Annotated in this window: 13 protein-coding genes, 2 tRNA genes and 2 other RNA genes; 9 read left to right on the top strand and 8 right to left on the bottom strand. The window is 57.2% G+C overall.

Going from position 1 to position 17,290, the window contains the following annotated elements; translation table 11 throughout:
• Positions 1-20: 20 nt before the first annotated feature.
• Positions 21-923 (bottom strand): patatin-like phospholipase RssA, encoded by a 903-nt coding sequence (rssA, locus tag APT89_RS03310; protein WP_028013437.1) that lies wholly within the window; start codon positions 921-923, stop codon positions 21-23.
• A 114-nt stretch (positions 924-1,037) separates the two neighbouring features.
• Between rssA and APT89_RS03305 the strand changes: the two genes are divergently transcribed.
• From APT89_RS03305 to APT89_RS03280, 6 genes are all read left to right on the top strand, one after another.
• A complete protein-coding gene (locus tag APT89_RS03305) occupies positions 1,038-1,496 on the top strand; it encodes a YchJ family protein (RefSeq protein ID WP_060571740.1) in 459 nt (152 codons plus the stop codon).
• Between the two features lie 46 nt (positions 1,497-1,542).
• Positions 1,543-2,385, top strand: coding sequence for a formyltetrahydrofolate deformylase (gene purU, locus APT89_RS03300; protein ID WP_041909600.1), 843 nt, complete (start codon positions 1,543-1,545; stop codon positions 2,383-2,385).
• A 158-nt stretch (positions 2,386-2,543) separates the two neighbouring features.
• Positions 2,544-2,628 (top strand) — tRNA-Tyr (locus tag APT89_RS03295).
• Between the two features lie 35 nt (positions 2,629-2,663).
• Positions 2,664-2,748, top strand: a tRNA-Tyr gene (locus APT89_RS03290).
• Between the two features lie 44 nt (positions 2,749-2,792).
• A non-coding RNA gene (locus tag APT89_RS03285) (RtT sRNA) lies at positions 2,793-2,923 on the top strand.
• Positions 2,924-2,967: 44 nt separating this feature from the next.
• Positions 2,968-3,098: non-coding RNA, RtT sRNA (locus tag APT89_RS03280), on the top strand.
• A gap of 84 nt (positions 3,099-3,182) precedes the next feature.
• Here APT89_RS03280 and APT89_RS03275 read toward each other — a convergent pair.
• A complete protein-coding gene (locus tag APT89_RS03275; RefSeq protein WP_041909598.1) occupies positions 3,183-3,626 on the bottom strand; it encodes an Lrp/AsnC family transcriptional regulator in 444 nt (147 codons plus the stop codon).
• A 107-nt stretch (positions 3,627-3,733) separates the two neighbouring features.
• Here APT89_RS03275 and APT89_RS03270 point away from each other — a divergent pair, with 107 nt between their 5' ends.
• A complete protein-coding gene (locus APT89_RS03270) occupies positions 3,734-4,630 on the top strand; it encodes a DMT family transporter (RefSeq protein WP_060571739.1) in 897 nt (298 codons plus the stop codon).
• Here APT89_RS03270 and narI read toward each other — a convergent pair.
• The 5 genes from narI to APT89_RS03245 form a co-directional block, all read right to left on the bottom strand.
• Positions 4,627-5,304: a respiratory nitrate reductase subunit gamma gene (narI, locus tag APT89_RS03265; protein WP_028013442.1), complete on the bottom strand. Its 678-nt coding sequence runs from the start codon at positions 5,302-5,304 to the stop codon at positions 4,627-4,629. The two genes, APT89_RS03270 and narI, sit on opposite strands and share 4 nt — an antisense overlap.
• Positions 5,304-6,014 (bottom strand): nitrate reductase molybdenum cofactor assembly chaperone, encoded by a 711-nt coding sequence (narJ, locus tag APT89_RS03260; RefSeq protein WP_045630577.1) that lies wholly within the window; start codon positions 6,012-6,014, stop codon positions 5,304-5,306. The genes narI and narJ overlap by 1 nt, the downstream gene beginning before the upstream one ends.
• A complete protein-coding gene (gene narH, locus APT89_RS03255; protein ID WP_028013444.1) occupies positions 6,011-7,546 on the bottom strand; it encodes a nitrate reductase subunit beta in 1,536 nt (511 codons plus the stop codon). Before narH ends, narJ begins: the two co-directional genes overlap by 4 nt.
• Positions 7,543-11,286, bottom strand: coding sequence for a nitrate reductase subunit alpha (locus APT89_RS03250; RefSeq protein WP_041909592.1), 3,744 nt, complete (start codon positions 11,284-11,286; stop codon positions 7,543-7,545). The genes narH and APT89_RS03250 overlap by 4 nt, the downstream gene beginning before the upstream one ends.
• A 382-nt stretch (positions 11,287-11,668) precedes the next feature.
• Positions 11,669-13,066: a NarK family nitrate/nitrite MFS transporter gene (locus APT89_RS03245; protein WP_041909590.1), complete on the bottom strand. Its 1,398-nt coding sequence runs from the start codon at positions 13,064-13,066 to the stop codon at positions 11,669-11,671.
• 309 nt (positions 13,067-13,375) lie between these two features.
• Between APT89_RS03245 and narX the strand changes: the two genes are divergently transcribed.
• Together narX and narL are read left to right on the top strand one after the other, a co-directional pair.
• A complete protein-coding gene (narX, locus tag APT89_RS03240) occupies positions 13,376-15,172 on the top strand; it encodes a nitrate/nitrite two-component system sensor histidine kinase NarX (protein ID WP_041909589.1) in 1,797 nt (598 codons plus the stop codon).
• Positions 15,165-15,815, top strand: coding sequence for a two-component system response regulator NarL (narL, locus tag APT89_RS03235; protein ID WP_003856701.1), 651 nt, complete (start codon positions 15,165-15,167; stop codon positions 15,813-15,815). The genes narX and narL overlap by 8 nt, the downstream gene beginning before the upstream one ends.
• A 3-nt stretch (positions 15,816-15,818) precedes the next feature.
• Here the strand turns inward: narL and APT89_RS03230 are convergent, their stop codons facing one another.
• Positions 15,819-17,225: a YchO/YchP family invasin gene (locus APT89_RS03230; RefSeq protein ID WP_041909587.1), complete on the bottom strand. Its 1,407-nt coding sequence runs from the start codon at positions 17,223-17,225 to the stop codon at positions 15,819-15,821.
• Positions 17,226-17,290: the final 65 nt, after the last annotated feature.

Below are 17,290 nucleotides of genomic sequence, written 5' to 3'. Positions count from 1 at the left end.
GAAGTAGTCAAAAAAGGTGCTTAACGTGCTGTTCGCACAAACGGCAGCAACTCGTCTATTTTCTTTTCGACGGCTAGCGAGCCCGCTGCGATGGCGGCCTCAGCCCGATGGAAATCAAGGGTAGAGATTTGCGGACAGTAAGGCTGAATAAGAATATCCGGAGGATCGCCAGCCATACGGTTACGTTTAAGGCGATTCTCAAGAACCTGAATTGAGGTGGTCATGATCTCCATGGCCGTCGGTGCGGCAACCGAGCGTCGTGCGGCCAGGCGACCAATTCTTCCGCGCAGGCGTTCATGCCAGGCAAGCTTTTCAACGTCGGCATCTTCGCTCTGCAGATTGACCGGCATAAGGTCTTGCTGCATCAGATGAGCGTCGTGCTGCAAATCAACGGCGATGACGATGTCCGCCCCCATGGCGCGCGTCAGAGAGATGGGAACCGGGTTCACGACGCCACCATCGACAAGCCAGTAACCGTTATGGGGCACGGGCGCCATAAGCCCAGGAATACTGCATGAAGCACGCACCGCAAGGTGAATATCCCCTTCGGTCAGCCAGAGTTCACGGCCTGTGCTGAGATTGGTTGCGACGGCGCCGAAAGGCATCCGGCAGTCAGTAAAGTCTTCGAGAGGCATCACCCGGCGGAACTGGTTAAAGACGCGTTCGCCGCGCAACAGCCCACCGCGCTGCCAGGAGAGATCCATCAGACGCAGCACGTCCCAATAGCTGAAGGAGCGCACCCAGGTTTCGAGATCCGGAAGCTTGCCGCACGCGTAGGCGGAGCCGACAAGCGATCCGATTGAACATCCTGCTACGATATCAACGTCAACGCCCATCTTGTTTAAGGCATTAATCACGCCGATATGAGACCATCCCCGGGCTGCACCTGATCCCAGCGCCAGTCCAATTTTAACCTTTCTCATTAGCCCTGTTTGACTTCCCCTGGATTCCTGACATAGCGTCAACGCAACTGCTCAGTTAACATAGTGCTACCCGAGGCGTTTTACGCCCTTATTTTTTGTTCCAGGAAGAGAATCGTGTCTCAACTCTGCCCCTGTGGTAGCGCTCTGGAGTATAGCCTATGTTGCCAGCGATATCTTTCTGGCAATCAGGTTGCACCGGATCCGTCACACCTCATGCGTTCACGGTATACTGCTTTTGTGATCAAAGACGCAGACTACCTGATAAAAACCTGGCACCCGTCCTGCCACGCCGCCGATTTCCGACAGGAGATCGAAGCCGGGTTCGCCAACACCCACTGGCTTGGGCTTACCGTGTTTGAATCTTCACCCGGTAGCCACCACGACGAAGGCTTTGTCAGCTTTGTTGCCCGTTTTACCGAGAACGCCAGGCCTGGCGCCATTATCGAGCGTTCCCGGTTCTTAAAGGAGAGCGGGCAATGGTATTATATTGACGGTACGCGTCCACAGTTTGGTCGTAACGATACCTGCCCTTGTGGTTCAGGAAAAAAATTCAAAAAGTGTTGCGGGCATTAACGCCTGACAACCCAGACTTCGCAAATACAAACAGGATTTCCCGGCGATGCAATCATTACAACGTAAAGTTCTGCGCACTATCTGTCCCGATCAAAAAGGGCTGATCGCACGAATTACCAATATTTGCTACAAGCATGAACTGAATATCGTGCAGAACAACGAGTTCGTTGACCACCGTACCGGCCGCTTCTTCATGCGTACCGAACTGGAAGGCATTTTCAACGACACCACCCTGCTGGCCGATCTGGACAGCGCGCTGCCGGACGGTTCCGTGCGTGAGCTGAATCCTGCGGGCCGTCGTCGCATTGTGATTCTGGTGACGAAAGAAGCTCACTGCCTGGGCGATCTGTTGATGAAGGCCAATTACGGTGGCCTGGACGTAGAAATTGCCGCTGTTATTGGCAACCACGAAACTCTGCGCACGCTGGTTGAGCGTTTTGATATTCCGTTTGAGCTGGTGAGCCATGAAGGCCATACCCGTGAAGAGCACGACAACCTGATGGCTGCTGCCATTGAAGTGCATAACCCGGACTACGTGGTGCTGGCGAAATATATGCGCGTGCTGACGCCTTCCTTCGTCGCCCGCTTCCCGAACAAGATTATCAACATTCACCACTCGTTCCTGCCGGCCTTTATTGGCGCGCGGCCTTATCACCAGGCGTACGAGCGCGGCGTGAAGATCATCGGCGCAACCGCGCACTACGTGAATGACAATCTGGACGAAGGTCCAATCATCATGCAGGACGTGATTCACGTGGATCACACCTACACCGCAGAAGATATGATGCGCGCCGGACGTGACGTTGAGAAGAACGTGTTGAGTCGTGCCCTGTATCAGGTGCTGGCGCAGCGTGTCTTTGTCTACGGTAACAGAACCATCATTCTTTAATCTTTCGGAAAATGAATTGATTAGCTTTGCGCCTTTACGGATAAAAAGCAGGCAAACAGCTTCTTTTCCCTAAAGGAAAGCTTTACAGGGGCGTCTCATTTGATATGATGCGCCCCGCTTCCAGCAGGAAGCAGGCCAGTAAAAAAGCATTACCCCGTGGTGGGGTTCCCGAGCGGCCAAAGGGAGCAGACTGTAAATCTGCCGTCATCGACTTCGAAGGTTCGAATCCTTCCCCCACCACCATCTCTCAGCACGACCTCAAAATTTGAATTACCCCTGGTGGGGTTCCCGAGCGGCCAAAGGGAGCAGACTGTAAATCTGCCGTCATCGACTTCGAAGGTTCGAATCCTTCCCCCACCACCATCACTTTCAAACGACACTTAACACTCTGCTCGCACCGTGCATCATGTATTTCCGCAAGGGGAAGGATGAGAAGCTTCGACTAAGGTTCGATTCGAGCGCAGCGAGAAAGCGTTGCCGCAGGCAACGACCCGAAGGGCGAGGCGCAACGCGCCGAGTAATCCTTCCCCCACCACCATCACTTTCAGATGACACTTAACATTCTGCTCGCACCGTGCATCATGTATTTCCGCAAGGGGAAGGATGAGAAGCTTCGACTAAGGTTCGATTCGAGCGCAGCGAGAAAGCGTTGCCGCAGGCAACGACCCGAAGGGCGAGGCGCAACGCGCCGAGTAATCCTTCCCCCACCACCATCACTTCAAAAAACCCGAACAAAATCGAACCGAGTCCGCCTTCGTAGGCCGGGTAAGGCGCAGCCGCCACCCGACGACAGACGACTACATTGGCGGCAAACGACGCTTCACCGGCGAACTTTTCACAATCGACGTATTACATTGGGCATGCTCCGCCAGCCCGTCCAGCAGCGCATCCAGTTGTTCTATCGATCGCACCACCAGCCTAATCACAAAGCAGTCTTCCCCGGTCACCTTGTCGCTCTCAATACACTCCGGCATCGCCTGAATGTACTTATCCACCTTATGCAACAGACCCGGTAAGGGGCGAACCCGTACCAGCGCCTGCAGCGTATACCCCAGCGCCGCGAGATTCACACGTGCGCCATACCCCTGAATCACGCCCCGCTCTTCCAGCCGCTTCAGACGCTCTGCCGTGCTGGGTGAGGTCAGGCCAATGCGGCCGCTCAGCACCTTCAACGACATGCGCGCATCCTCAACCAGGCAGGCTAAAATTTGCCGATCGATATCATCAATAAGGTATTCCACTCGTTTCACCTAATTTAAAAAAGCAGCTAACACCTTCAACCTTATCTCATCCCTGTAAAACCCAACAGCGATTTCCGACAATAGCGTTATTAATCAGGAGGTGAATAATGCGTGATTTACATAAAGGCGTCTGGCAGATGAGTCTGGCGATGTTAATTTCCGGCTCTATCGGCGCGTTTGTTTTGCTCAGCGGTCTGCCGGTGACGGAAGTGGTGTTCTGGCGCTGCCTTATTGGGGCAATAGCGCTTTTCATTTTTATCCGGGTAAGTCAAAAGCCCTTTAGCCCCCTCACCCGCACCACGCTGCTGCTGGCGATTCTCGGCGGTGTGGCATTAGTGGTGAACTGGCTGCTGCTCTTCGCAGCCTATGAGCGGATCTCTATTGGTCTTTCGACCGTGGTCTATAACACTCAGCCGTTTATGCTGGTCCTGATGGGGATGTTTTTAGGCGAGCGCGTCAGCGTGGTGAAATGGGGCTGGCTGTTCCTCGCCTTCGGCGGCGTGGTGATACTGCTCTCCAGCGAGCTGACCGGCACCCACGACACTGAATGGCTGGCGGGTATCGGTCTGGCAATGGCCGCGGCCTTCTTCTACGCGCTGACGGCAATCATTGCGCGCAAACTGAAAACTATCGCACCGCAGCATATTGCCTTTATTCAGGTGCTGACGGGCGTCGTTATGCTTCTGCCGTTTGCCAGCCTGCCGTCATTTTCCAGTGATTTTCCCTGGCCGATCCTGCTGACGCTCGGCATCGTCCATACCGGCATTATGTATCAGCTGCTCTACAGCGCGATTCAGAAGCTACCCACCCCCATTACCGGCTCCCTGTCGTTTATCTATCCGGTGGTGGCGATCGTTGTCGATAACCTGGTGTTCGGACACTCGCTGAACCTGACGCAGCTGGCGGGCGGCGCGTTGATCCTGTTTGCTGCAGCGGGCAACAACCTGGGCTGGGGCGAAAAAAAACCCCGCGAAAGCGGGGTTGGTATCAAGACGCTGAATTAGCGACGGGCACGCACAATCTGGTATTTGCGCGTCAGGTACTCCACCGGCGCGCTCCAGATATGCACCAGACGGGAGAACGGGAACAGCACAAACAGCGTCATCCCCAGCACCAGGTGAACTCGGAAGATAAACGCCACGCCCTCCAGGTGCTCAGACGCTCCGCCGTGGAAGGTCACGACGGACTGCGCCCACCCCACCAGCTTCATCATTTCACTGCCGTCCATATGCTGCGCAGAGAATGGAATAGTCAGCAGACCCAGCGCGCACTGTACCATCAGCAGGGAGAGGATCAGGATATCCGCTGCAGTGGTGGTTGCACGCACGCGCGGGCTGAACAGACGACGTTTCAGCAGCAGCAGGCCACCCACCAGGGTCATCACGCCGCAGGCACCACCAGCGATCATCGCCATCTTCTGCTTCACTTCAATCGGCAGCCATGCTTCGTACATCCAGTGCGGCGTCAGCATCCCAAGGAAGTGACCGGCAAAAATCCCCAAAATACCGATGTGGAACAGGTTAGACGCGACGTGCATCCCTTTGCGGTCCAGCATCTGGCTGGAGGCAGCACGCCAGGTGTACTGACCATAGTCATAGCGTAGCCAGCTTCCCACCAGGAACACGGTGCCCGCGATATACGGGTAAATGTCAAAGAAGAACATATTCAGGAAGTGCATTAGTGCCGTCCTCCATTAGAGATATTCAAATATTGCGGGGCAACCGCGCCGGCAAAACGACGCTGGTGAGCGGAGATTTCAGACTCGCCGCAGTTCTGGTCAGCAAAGAATTTCACCTGCTCTTCTTCCCAGACCGCATCCAGCGCTTGCGGGGTATCGTCCCGGGCTTCATCCGCGATTTTCTCCGCCACTTTTTCACTGTCTACAGAGGCGTTCGCCAGCTTCACCAGCAGATCGAACAGTACGGCATAGCGGCTCTCACGCTGCTGTAGACGCGCGCCGAGCAGCGCAAGAATCGGGGCGATATCCTGCAGACCGCCCAGCGCCTCTTCTTTCGGCAGCTGCGCCAGATACTCCAGGTACAGCGGCAGGTGGTCCGGCAGCTCGCGGCTGTCGAGCTGCAGGCCGTGCTGCTCGTACTGAGCCATCAGGTCCACCATCGCCTGACCGCGGTCGCGGGATTCCCCGTGAACGTGTTCAAACAGCAGCAGCGACGTCGCGCGCCCGCGGTCAAACAGCTGGCTGTAGTCCGCCTGCGCGTCGAGCAGATCGCGTGCCAGCAGATCGCGGAGGAAAACGCCAAGCCGCTGGGCATCCTCTTTATCCAGGTTTTCAGATGACGCGAGTGCATCAAAGAGTTCCTGTTGATGCTGCGCAAGCGCTGCATCCGGGTACTCGAGCAGACGCGAAACAATGATGAGTTCAATCATTGATGCGGCTCCGTTTTGCTGGTCACATCCATGGCGTCGATGCGGCGGCTGTTGAACAGGTTGAATTTACTGTCTGACCCGTGGCAACCGTCGCCAAAGGTAAAGCCACACCCGCTTTTCTCCGGGAAGGCCTCGCGGGCCAGCTCGCGGTGGCTGCTTGGCACCACGAAACGATCTTCGTAGTTAGCGATTGCCAGATAGCGGTACATCTCCTGCGCCTGCGCTTCGGTCAGGCCGACCTCTTCCAGCGCGCGGGTATCGTTCACGCCGTCAACGGTTTCCGCACGTTTGAAGTGGCGCATCGCCAGCATACGTTTCAGCGCCAGCAGTACCGGCTGGGTATCACCGGCGGTCAGCAGGTTGGCCAGGTACTGAACCGGGATACGCAGGCTTTCCACGTCAGGCAGAATGCCGTTGCTGCCCAGCTCGCCCGCGTCAGCCGCAGACTGAATCGGAGACAGCGGCGGCACGTACCAGACCATCGGCAGGGTGCGGTATTCCGGGTGCAGCGGCAGAGCCAGCTTCCAGTCCATCGCCATTTTGTACACCGGAGACTGCTGCGCGGCGTCGATGACGCTCTGCGGAATGCCGTCTTTCAGCGCCTGCTCAATCACCTTCGGATCGTTCGGATCGAGGAATACGTCCAGTTGACGCTGATAGAGATCTTTCTCATTCTCGGTGCTTGCGGCATTCTCAATCGCGTCCGCGTCGTACAGCAGCACGCCGAGGTAACGAATACGACCTACGCAGCTCTCGGAGCAGACGGTCGGCATACCGGCTTCGATACGCGGGTAGCAGAAGATGCACTTCTCAGACTTACCGCTCTTCCAGTTGAAGTAGATTTTTTTGTACGGGCAGCCGGTGATGCACATGCGCCAGCCGCGGCACTTGTCCTGGTCGATCAGTACGATGCCGTCTTCTTCACGCTTGTAGATGGCACCGCTCGGGCAGGTCGCGACGCACGCCGGGTTCAGGCAGTGTTCGCACAGGCGCGGCAGATACATCATGAAGGTGTTTTCGAACTGGCCGTACATCGCCTTCTGCATGTTCTCGAAGTTCTGGTCTTTGGCGCGCTTTTCGAACTCGCCGCCCAGAATTTCTTCCCAGTTTGGACCGCTGGTAATTTTGTCCATGCGCTGACCGGTGATCAGCGAGCGAGGACGGGCGATCGGCTGGTGTTTGCTTTCCGGCGCGTTGTGCAGGTTCTGGTAGTCGTAATCAAACGGCTCGTAATAGTCCTCAATGCCCGGCAGGTGCGGGTTAGCGAAGATTTTACCCAGCAGCATTGCGCGGTTACCCATGCGCGGCTGCAGCTTGCCGTTGATTTTGCGGATCCAGCCGCCCTTCCACTTCTCCTGGTTTTCCCAGTCGGTCGGGAAGCCGGTGCCCGGCTTACTTTCCACGTTGTTGAACCAGGCGTACTCCATACCTTCGCGGCTGGTCCAGACGTTTTTACAGGTCACTGAACAGGTGTGGCAGCCGATGCACTTATCCAGATTCAGCACCATGCCGACTTGTGAACGAATTTTCATTTTACGCTCTCCTGTACCTGGTCATTACCTTCGCCGTCTAACCAGTTAATATTCTTCATCTTACGTACCACCACGAACTCATCGCGGTTCGATCCTACGGTGCCGTAGTAGTTAAAGCCGTAGGCCAGCTGCGCATAGCCACCGATCATGTGGGTCGGCTTCGGCGTAATACGGGTCACGGAGTTGTGAATACCGCCGCGCTGCTCGGTGATCTCTGAACCCGGCAGGTTCACGATACGTTCCTGCGCGTGGTACATCATGGTCATCCCGGCCGGTACGCGCTGGCTCACCACCGCACGCGCCGTCAGGGCGCCGTTGCTGTTGAACACTTCAATCCAGTCGTTATCTTCGATACCTAAGTCTTTGGCGTCCGCTTCGCTCATCCAGACAATCGGACCACCGCGCGACAGGGTCAGCATCAGCAGGTTGTCGCTGTAGGTGGAGTGGATACCCCACTTCTGGTGCGGCGTCAGGAAGTTCAGCGCCTTCTCAGGGTTACCGTTCGATTTCGCGCCCATAACTGCGGTTACGGAGCGGGTGTCGATTGGCGGACGGTACACCAGCAGGCTTTCACCGAAGTCGCGCATCCACTGGTGGTCCTGATACAGTGACTGACGACCGGAAAGCGTGCGCCATGGGATCAGCTCGTGAACGTTGGTATAACCAGCGTTATAGGACACATGCTCATCTTCCAGACCAGACCAGGTCGGGCTGGAGATAATCTTGCGCGGCTGGGCCTGGATATCGCGGAAGCGGATTTTCTCTTCCTCTTTATTCTTCGCCAGATGCGTGTGGTCGCGACCGGTAAATTCACTCAGGGCCGCCCACGCTTTCACCGCCACGTGGCCGTTGGTTTCCGGTGCCAGGGTCAGGATCATCTCCGCCGCATCAATTGCCGTGTTGAGCATTGGCTGGCCTTTGGCCGGGCCGTCTGCTTTGGTGTAATTGAGCTTGCGCAGCAGGTCCATTTCGCTCTGGGTGTTCCAGGCGATGCCTTTGCCGCCGTTACCGATTTTCTCCATCAGCGGGCCGATGGAGGTAAAGCGCTCGTAGGTTGCCGGGTAATCACGTTCAACCGGAATGATGTGCGGCGCGGTCACGCCCGGAATCAGGTCGCATTCGCCTTTTTTCCAGTCCTTCACGTCAAGCGGCTGCGCCAGTTCGGCAGCGGAGTCGTGCTGGATTGGCAGCGTCACCACGTCGGTCTCTTTGCCCAGGTGACCTACGCAGACTTCGGAGAATTTCTTCGCGATGTCTTTGTAGATATCCCAGTCGCTTTTCGATTCCCACGCCGGGTCAACGGCGGCAGACAGCGGATGAATAAACGGATGCATGTCCGAGGTATTCATGTCGTCTTTTTCGTACCAGGTGGCGGTTGGCAGCACGATATCGGAGTACAGGCAGGTGCTGGACAGACGGAAGTCCAGCGTCACCACCAGATCCAGCTTGCCGTCCAGACCGTTGTCTTTCCACTCCACTTCTTCTGGCTTCACGCCGCCCTGCTTGCCGAGGTCTTTACCCTGAATACCGTTCTCGGTGCCCAGCAGGTATTTCAGCATGTACTCGTGACCTTTACCGGACGAGCCCAGCAGGTTGGAGCGCCAGATGAACAGGTTGCGCGGATGGTTTTTGCCGTTCTCAGGCTGTTCTGCCGCGAAGCGGATGGAGCCTTCCTTCAGGGATTTGACGGTGTAATCCACCGGTGACATGCCCGCTTGCTTCGCCTCTTGTGCAATGCGCAGCGGGTTAGTGCCCAGCTGCGGCGCAGACGGCAGCCAGCCCATGCGTTCAGCGCGCACGTTGAAATCAATCAGGTGGCCGCTGTAGCGGGATTTATCCGCCATCGGCGACAGCAGTTCCTGCGCAGTAACCGTCTCGTAGCGCCACTGGCTGGAGTGGTTATAGAAGTAGGAGGTGCTGTTCATGTGACGTGCCGGACGCTGCCAGTCGAGGGCAAACGCCAGCGGCTGCCAGCCGGTCTGCGGACGCAGTTTTTCCTGGCCCACGTAGTGCGCCCAGCCGCCGCCGCTCTGACCGACGCAGCCGCAGAAGATCAGCATGTTGATCAGGCCGCGATAGTTCATATCGAGGTGATACCAGTGGTTCAGACCGGCACCCACGATGATCATCGAGCGACCGTGGGTCTTGTCGGCGTTTTCAGCAAACTCGCGGGCGATACGAACGATCTGCGCGCGCGGTACGCCGGTGATCTGCTCCGCCCAGGCCGGGGTGTAGGCCTTCACGTCGTCATAGCTGGTTGCGCAGTTTTCGTCGTTCAGACCGCGCTCCAGGCCGTAGTTCGCCATGGTCAGGTCATAGACGGTGGTGACCAGCGCGGTAGAACCGTCGGCCAGCTGCAGGCGCTTAACCGGCAGCTTGTGCATCAGCACGTTTTTCAGTTCAACCTTGTTGAAGTGCTCGGAACCTTCACCGCCAAAGTACGGGAAGCCAACCTCGGCGATCTCGTCCTGGCTGCCCAACATGCTGAGGCGCAGCTCCGTCTCTTCACCGGTGGTGCTGTTGCGCTGCTCAAGGTTCCACTTGCCCTTCTCGCCCCAGCGGAAGCCGATAGAGCCGTTTGGCGCCACCAGCTCACCGTTGCTGTTATAGGCAACGGTTTTCCACTCAGGGTTGTTTTCCTGGCCCAGCGCGTCCACCAGATCGGCGGCGCGCAGCGTGCGGCCCGCGGCATAGTAGCCCTCACGCTCTTCCAGCATCACCAGCATCGGCATGTCGGTGTAGCGACGCACGTAGTCGGTGAAATACTGGCTCGGTTTGTCGAGGTGGAATTCGCGCAGCATGACGTGGCCCATCGCCATCGCCATCGCGGCATCGGTACCCTGTTTAGGTGCCAGCCACAGGTCGCACAGCTTGGCGATTTCCGCGTAGTCCGGGGTGACCGCAACGGTTTTGGTCCCTTTGTAGCGGACTTCGGTAAAGAAGTGCGCGTCCGGGGTACGGGTCTGCGGCACGTTAGAGCCCCAGGCGATGATGTAGCTGGAGTTGTACCAGTCGGCGGATTCCGGTACGTCGGTCTGCTCACCCCAGGTCTGCGGAGAGGCAGGCGGCAGGTCACAGTACCAGTCGTAGAAGCTCAGGCAGGTCCCGCCGATAAGCGACAGGTAGCGCGCGCCGGAAGCGTAAGAGACCATCGACATCGCCGGGATTGGCGAGAAGCCCGCCACGCGGTCAGGACCGTAGGTCTTCACGGTATAGACGTTGGAGGCGGCAATCAACTCGTTCACCTCTTTCCAGGAAGAACGAACGAAACCACCGCGACCGCGCGCCTGCTTGAAGCTTTTCGCTTTGTCGGCATCTTCAATGATAGAGGCCCACGCATCAACCGGATCGCTGTGCTGCACTTTCGCTTCACGCCACATTTTCATCAGGCGTTTGCGCATCAGCGGATATTTCAGACGGTTGGCGCTGTAGAGATACCAGGAGTAGCTGGCCCCGCGCGGGCAGCCGCGCGGTTCATGGTTCGGCATATCCGGACGGGTGCGCGGATAGTCGGTCTGCTGCATTTCCCAGGTCACCAGACCGTTTTTAACGAAAATCTTCCAGCTACATGAGCCAGTGCAGTTTACGCCGTGGGTAGAACGGACGACTTTGTCATGCTGCCAGCGCTGGCGGTAACCGTCTTCCCAGTCCCGGTTGGTATCCAGAACCTGGCCGTGCCCATCGGCAAAAGTTTCACCCTTCTGTTTGAAGTAGCGAAACCGGTCCAAAAATTTGCTCATCGGGTATCTCCTGTATGGAGCCTGTGGCTCTCTAAATCGACATTGCTGATTTGCAGCGAAGGTAACGCCCTGAAAGAGGAGGAGAATTGATAACGATCAAGACGAAGAGGGTCTGTAAAAGGAGGGGTTAGACCAAATACCACCAAAGCGGTATATTTTTAAAACGAATAAATAAATGATTTATAAAGATATTTATTATTCGTCGTACAATAACCCCGGCAAAATTTAACATCTCAGGTATTAAGGGGTAGACATACCTGCAAAGCGATGGCGATCACAGTGTTACCCGCAGATGACTGCGGTAAAAGCTTTCAGTATGTTGTAACTATTATTCAGTCGAAAAAAAACGCGGCCCGAAGGCCGCGTTAACGGATAATCACACTTACTTGTTTTTCTTGGTATTACGGCCATATACCAGCCACGTAATCACGACGCAGGCGATATAGAAGACGAGGAAGACTTTCATGGCGCCAGCCGGAGAGCCGGTCAGGTCAAGCGAGATGCCGAACGCTTTCGGAATAAAGAAGCCGCCAATTGCGCCAATAGCCGAGATAAAGCCCAGGGCCGCAGCCGTATCCGTCGCCGCTTCACGCATGGCCTGCTCTTCGCTTCCGCCCTGCGCTTTCACGCGATCCATCGTCAGCTTGCGGAAGATCACGGAGATCATCTGGAAGGTGGAAGCACTCCCCAACCCGGCCGTCAGGAACAGCACCATAAACACGCCGAAGAAGGCAAAGAAGTTACCGCCCTGCCCGTCAGAAGGCAGCGTCAGGAACAGCAGCGCGCAGAAGACTGCCATCACAATAAAGTTCACCAGCGTAACGCGAGTCCCGCCCAGACGGTCGGAGATCATGCCGCCCAGCGAACGCGCCAGTGCGCCAATGAACGGACCGAAGAAGGCGAATTGCAGGATCTGCACGTCCGGGAACTGGGTTTTCGACAGCATGGCAAAGCCCGCTGAGAAGCCGATAAACGAACCGAAGGTAGCCAGATACAGCAGCGCCATCACCCACAGGTGTCCACGCTTCAGCACCGGAAGCTGCTCGCTCAGGGATGCTTTCGACGCGCTCAGATCGTTCATAAAGAACCACGCAGCGAGGGTGAAGACCACCAGGAACGGGACCCAAATCCAGGCCGCGTTCTGCAGGTAGAGGGAAGAACCATCCGCCTGCTCAACGCCGCCGCCACCGAAGGCGGCAAAAATAGAAACAGAGATCGCCAGCGGCGCAATCAGCTGCATCACGCTTACGCCCATGTTGCCCAGACCGCCGTTAATACCCAGCGCGCCGCCCTGCTTCGCTTTCGGGAAGAAGAAGCTGATGTTCGCCATGCTGGAGGCGAAGTTAGCGCCGGCGAAACCGCACAGCAGGGAGATAATCACGAACACGCTGAACGGCGTGGAGGTATCCTGCACCGCGAAGCCTAGCCACACGCAAGGGACGATCATGATGCCCGTACTGAACGCCGTCCAGCGACGGCCACCGAATACCGGGACCATAAACGCGTAAGGGACACGCAGCAGCGCGCCAGACAGCGACGGCAATGCGGTAAGCATAAACAGCTGATCGGTCGTGAACGTAAACCCTACTTTCGGCAGGTTTACCGCGACCGCGCTAAACAACATCCATACGCAAAACGCTAAAAGCAGACACGGAACGGAAATCCACAGATTCCGGCTTGCTACACGATGGCCGCGCTGTTGCCAGAACGCCGGATCCTCTGGACGCCATTCTGTAATAACGGCACCATTTTCCCTTTCGGGAGCGGATGAGTGACTCATAGACACCTCTGATTCTCGAATGATGCTGCAAACATTAGGGTTTTAGGGCGGCGGTAAGTTGATATAAATCAAAGGAAAAGTGCGGGGATTTGCGGCGCAAAAAAAGGGGTTATCCTTAGTGAGTAGGATAATTCGGTAAAAAAGACGTGGTTTTTCACTGCACTGAAGGTTCCTTGCTACCACCGCTTCTTCACCTATACTCCGTTGGCAATTTAGGGGTAATCCTTTATTGGTATGGGTATACTCCAGGGTATGCACCAGAATAGCGCCATTCCTGCAAGCAGGCCACGTCAGGAGCCCGGCAACTCTATGTTAAAAAGATGTTTATCACCGCTGACTCTCGTCAATCAGCTAGCCCTGATTGTTTTGCTGTCTACCGCCCTTGGCGTGGCCGGCATGGCGATTTCCGGCTGGCTGGTACAAGGGGTACAGGGTAATGCACATGCCATCAACGAGGCAGGTTCTCTACGCATGCAGAGTTATCGTCTGCTGGCGTCGGTCCCCCTGACGCAGGACGATCGGCCCTTAATTGATGAAATGGAGCGCACGGCCTTCAGCCCCGAACTGGAAAACGCCGCCATCCGCGCCGGCCAGCAGTCCCAGCTTAAAGCCCTGCAGGGCTACTGGCACACCCAGCTGGAACCCGGTCTGAAACAGGCGCGCAGCACCGAAACCGTTGCGCAGGACGTAGCGGGTTTCGTCTCCCGCATTGACGCGCTGGTCTCCTCTTTCGACCAAACCACCGAATTACGCATCGACCGGGTGGTAATGGTACACCGTGCCATGGCGCTGTTTATGGGCCTGCTGCTGATCTTCACCATTATCTGGCTCCGGGCGCGGCTGCTGAATCCCTGGAAACAGCTGCTGGCGATGGCGCGCGCCGTAACGAACAGAGATTTTACCCAGCGCACGCACATCAGCGGCCGCAACGAGATGGCCATGCTCGGCCAGGCGCTGAACACCATGTCGGCGGAGCTCTCCGAAAGCTACGCGGTGCTGGAGCAGCGCGTGCAGGAAAAAACCGCCGGGCTGGAGCAGAAAAATGAGATCCTCTCCTTCCTGTGGCAAGCCAACCGTCGGCTGCACATGCAAGTGCCGCTATGCGAACGCCTTTCGCCGGTGCTGAACGGCCTGCAAAATCTGACCCTGCTGCATGACCTGGAGCTGCGGGTTTACGATGTGGAAGATGAAGATAATCATCAGGAGTTTACCTGTCAGTCCGACATGTCCTGCGATGATAAAGGCTGCCACCTGTGCCCGCGCGGCCTGCCGCTGCAGGCTTCTGGCGGCACTACCTTGAAGTGGCGGCTGACGGACAGCCACACCCAGTACGGTATTCTGCTGGCCACCCTGCCAGCCGGACGTCATCTGAGCCACGACCAGCAGCAGCTGGTGGACACCCTGGTTGAACAGCTAACGGCCACGCTGGCGCTCGACAGGCACCAGGAAAAACAGCAGCAGCTGATCGTCATGGAAGAGCGCGCGACCATCGCCCGCGAGCTCCACGACTCTATCGCCCAGTCGCTCTCCTGTATGAAAATGCAGGTGAGCTGCCTGCAGATGCAGGACGCGGAAATGCCGGAAAGCAACAAACAGCTGCTGAGCCAGATCCGCAACGAGCTGAACACCTCCTGGGTACAGCTGCGCGAGCTGCTGACCACCTTCCGCCTGCAGCTGACCGAGCCGGGCCTGCGCCCGGCGCTGGAATCCAGCTGTCACGAATTTAGCGCCCGACTGGGGTTCCCGGTGAAGCTGGATTATCAGCTGCCGCCGCGGTTTGTCCCTTCCCATCAGGCGATTCATCTGCTGCAGATCGCCCGCGAAGCGCTGAGCAACGTGCTCAAACACGCTGAAGCGACAGCGGTTACGGTTACCGTCAGCCAGCACGCTAATCAGGTCAGGCTGACGGTTCACGACAACGGTCGCGGCGTGCCGGAAAATGCCGAACGCACTAACCACTATGGTTTAATTATTATGCGAGACCGCGCCCAAAGCCTGCGCGGTGATTGCCAGGTTCGACGGAGAGAGACGGGTGGCACGGAAGTTGTGGTCACCTTTATTCCCGAAAAACCGCTTACAACTGCTCAAGGAGAAACCCATGACTAATCAGGAACCGGCATCCATCCTGTTGATCGACGACCATCCGATGCTGCGTACTGGCGTAAAACAGCTGGTCAGCATGGCACCCGACATTACCGTGGTGGGCGAAGCCAGCAACGGTGAACAGGGTATTGAGCTGGCCGAATCCCTCGATCCGGATCTGATCCTGCTCGATCTCAACATGCCCGGCATGAACGGTCTGGAAACCCTCGACAAGTTGCGCGAGAAATCCCTTTCCGGTCGCGTGGTGGTCTTTAGCGTCTCCAACCACGAAGAGGATGTGGTCACGGCGCTGAAGCGCGGCGCGGATGGCTATCTGCTGAAGGATATGGAGCCGGAAGACCTGCTCAAGGCGCTGCAGCAGGCCGCCGCAGGCGAGATGGTGCTGAGCGAGGCCCTGACGCCGGTGCTGGCCGCCAGCCTGCGGGCGAACCGCGCCACCTCTGACCGCGACGTCAGCCAGTTAACGCCGCGCGAGCGCGATATTCTTAAGCTGATTGCCCAGGGCCTGCCGAACAAAATGATCGCCCGCCGCCTGGATATCACCGAAAGCACGGTTAAAGTGCACGTGAAGCATATGCTCAAGAAAATGAAGCTAAAATCCCGCGTTGAAGCCGCGGTGTGGGTCCATCAGGAACGTATTTTTTAAGCACTACTCATCCGGCAGCAGCTTCCAGCGCGGGTCGTCGTCAGGTAATGCGACCAGCGGCTGCACCACAGCGAGCGTGATCTCATTGGATGAGACGCGCTGGCCCTTCGCATCTTCCACCACCGCCGAGAGATGCCAGCGGTTTGTCGCCCCTTCAGCGTCATTCCAGGCAGGCATGATCACGCTCCAGCCGTCGGTGCTGTCACTTTTCCCCGGGGACGTCAGGCTCAATGCCTGGGTATCACCCTGCCAGTGGATCTGACGAATACCGTGAGTGCTGCGAACCTGCAGCTTCAGCATGACGGTTTCGCCCCCTTTGAGATCCCACGGCGGGGTTGCCAGCCAGACGGAGAGTGTTTTTCGCTGGCGGAACTCCATCACCGGCAGGCTGTTACGCTCCGGGGAGTCATAGCGGCTTCCGCGCAGGGATCGCGTGGCCGCGACCTCACCGGCGGAGAGCTGCTTAACCAGCGGCACGCCGAAGCGATAGTTGAGCTTCAGCCCGAGGTTATTCTGGCTCTCTCCGCTTTCGCCCTGCTTATGCCCTGCGGTCAGCGTCACCAGCGGCACGGGGGTATAGTTAAGCCCGAGATTGACCGCCACCGGGTTGTGATACCCGGTTCCGCTGTTGAAGAGATCAACGTTGTCGCCAAAATATTGCTCAAAGCTGACGCTGGTGTTCAGGTGATGAAACCACGGCAGCCAGGCTTTGGCGGTCACGTCATATCCCCGCGCCATGCGCTGCTCCTGGACGTCAGAGCTGTCGCGCCAGCCGGCAAAAGGCTGATAATAGTTAGCCGACAGGCGCAGATTTTCTCCCCATACCTCCGCACCCAGCCCGGCACGCTGCAGGTTCTCATCCAGCAGGTTGTCGTAAAAGGTGTTGTAGCCCAGCAGCCATTTTCCTGCCACCCAGCGCTGGCCGATTCCGGCGTTACTGACCAGGCCATCCGTCTGCTGCGTCAGGCCGAGCTGGCTCCAGCTCAGGTAACGGTTGTTATCGTTCCAGGGGATAAACCAGCTCCCGCTGCTGCCGTTGAATTTCCCGTCGTTATCCACCAGCAAATTGACGCTGGCATTCCCCCAGGGCGACAGCCAGGATTCAATCTGCTGGTTCACCTCGCCGCTCACCGCGTCGCGCACCTGACCAAAGGCAAACTGCCGCGCCTGCTCGCCCGTAGTCAGGCCGTTGTCGGTCATACTGGCTTCACCAAAGGCTTTCGCCATTTCGGCGAGATGCTTTTCCCCCTCCCCGGTGGGGGCTGCCATACCGAGATCGGGGAGATTATCCCCGTTATTATCAAAGGGATTTTGTGCCTGCTGGATAAAGGAATTCGACGCACCGTGAACGGCTCCGGCAGTAACAAGGGAGAGTAAAACCAGCGTTCGGAAAGGGGGAGAAACAGTCATCAATGTCGTAAGAATTACCCGGTGCTTACGTAAGAACACCAAGTACCTTAACGTGATTTCTCCCT

The organism is Enterobacter sp. 50588862 (assembly GCF_001462935.1).
GTDB lineage: Bacteria > Pseudomonadota > Gammaproteobacteria > Enterobacterales > Enterobacteriaceae > Enterobacter > Enterobacter bugandensis.
The sequence above is the reverse complement of the archived record's forward strand: the minus strand, read 5'-3'. Positions and strand labels throughout refer to the sequence as shown.

Excerpts from the sequence above, each read along its gene's own strand:
- APT89_RS03270 (WP_060571739.1), top strand. The coding sequence starts at position 3,734 with ATGCGTGATTTACATAAAGGCGTCTGGCAGATGAGTCTGGCGATGTTA.
- narI (WP_028013442.1), bottom strand. The coding sequence starts at position 5,304 with ATGCACTTCCTGAATATGTTCTTCTTTGACATTTACCCGTATATCGCG.
- APT89_RS03250 (WP_041909592.1), bottom strand. The coding sequence starts at position 11,286 with ATGAGCAAATTTTTGGACCGGTTTCGCTACTTCAAACAGAAGGGTGAA.
- purU (WP_041909600.1), top strand. The coding sequence starts at position 1,543 with ATGCAATCATTACAACGTAAAGTTCTGCGCACTATCTGTCCCGATCAA.
- narJ (WP_045630577.1), bottom strand. The coding sequence starts at position 6,014 with ATGATTGAACTCATCATTGTTTCGCGTCTGCTCGAGTACCCGGATGCA.
- narH (WP_028013444.1), bottom strand. The coding sequence starts at position 7,546 with ATGAAAATTCGTTCACAAGTCGGCATGGTGCTGAATCTGGATAAGTGC.
- APT89_RS03245 (WP_041909590.1), bottom strand. The coding sequence starts at position 13,066 with ATGAGTCACTCATCCGCTCCCGAAAGGGAAAATGGTGCCGTTATTACA.
- narX (WP_041909589.1), top strand. The coding sequence starts at position 13,376 with ATGTTAAAAAGATGTTTATCACCGCTGACTCTCGTCAATCAGCTAGCC.
- narL (WP_003856701.1), top strand. The coding sequence starts at position 15,165 with ATGACTAATCAGGAACCGGCATCCATCCTGTTGATCGACGACCATCCG.
- APT89_RS03230 (WP_041909587.1), bottom strand. The coding sequence starts at position 17,225 with ATGACTGTTTCTCCCCCTTTCCGAACGCTGGTTTTACTCTCCCTTGTT.
- rssA (WP_028013437.1), bottom strand. The coding sequence starts at position 923 with ATGAGAAAGGTTAAAATTGGACTGGCGCTGGGATCAGGTGCAGCCCGG.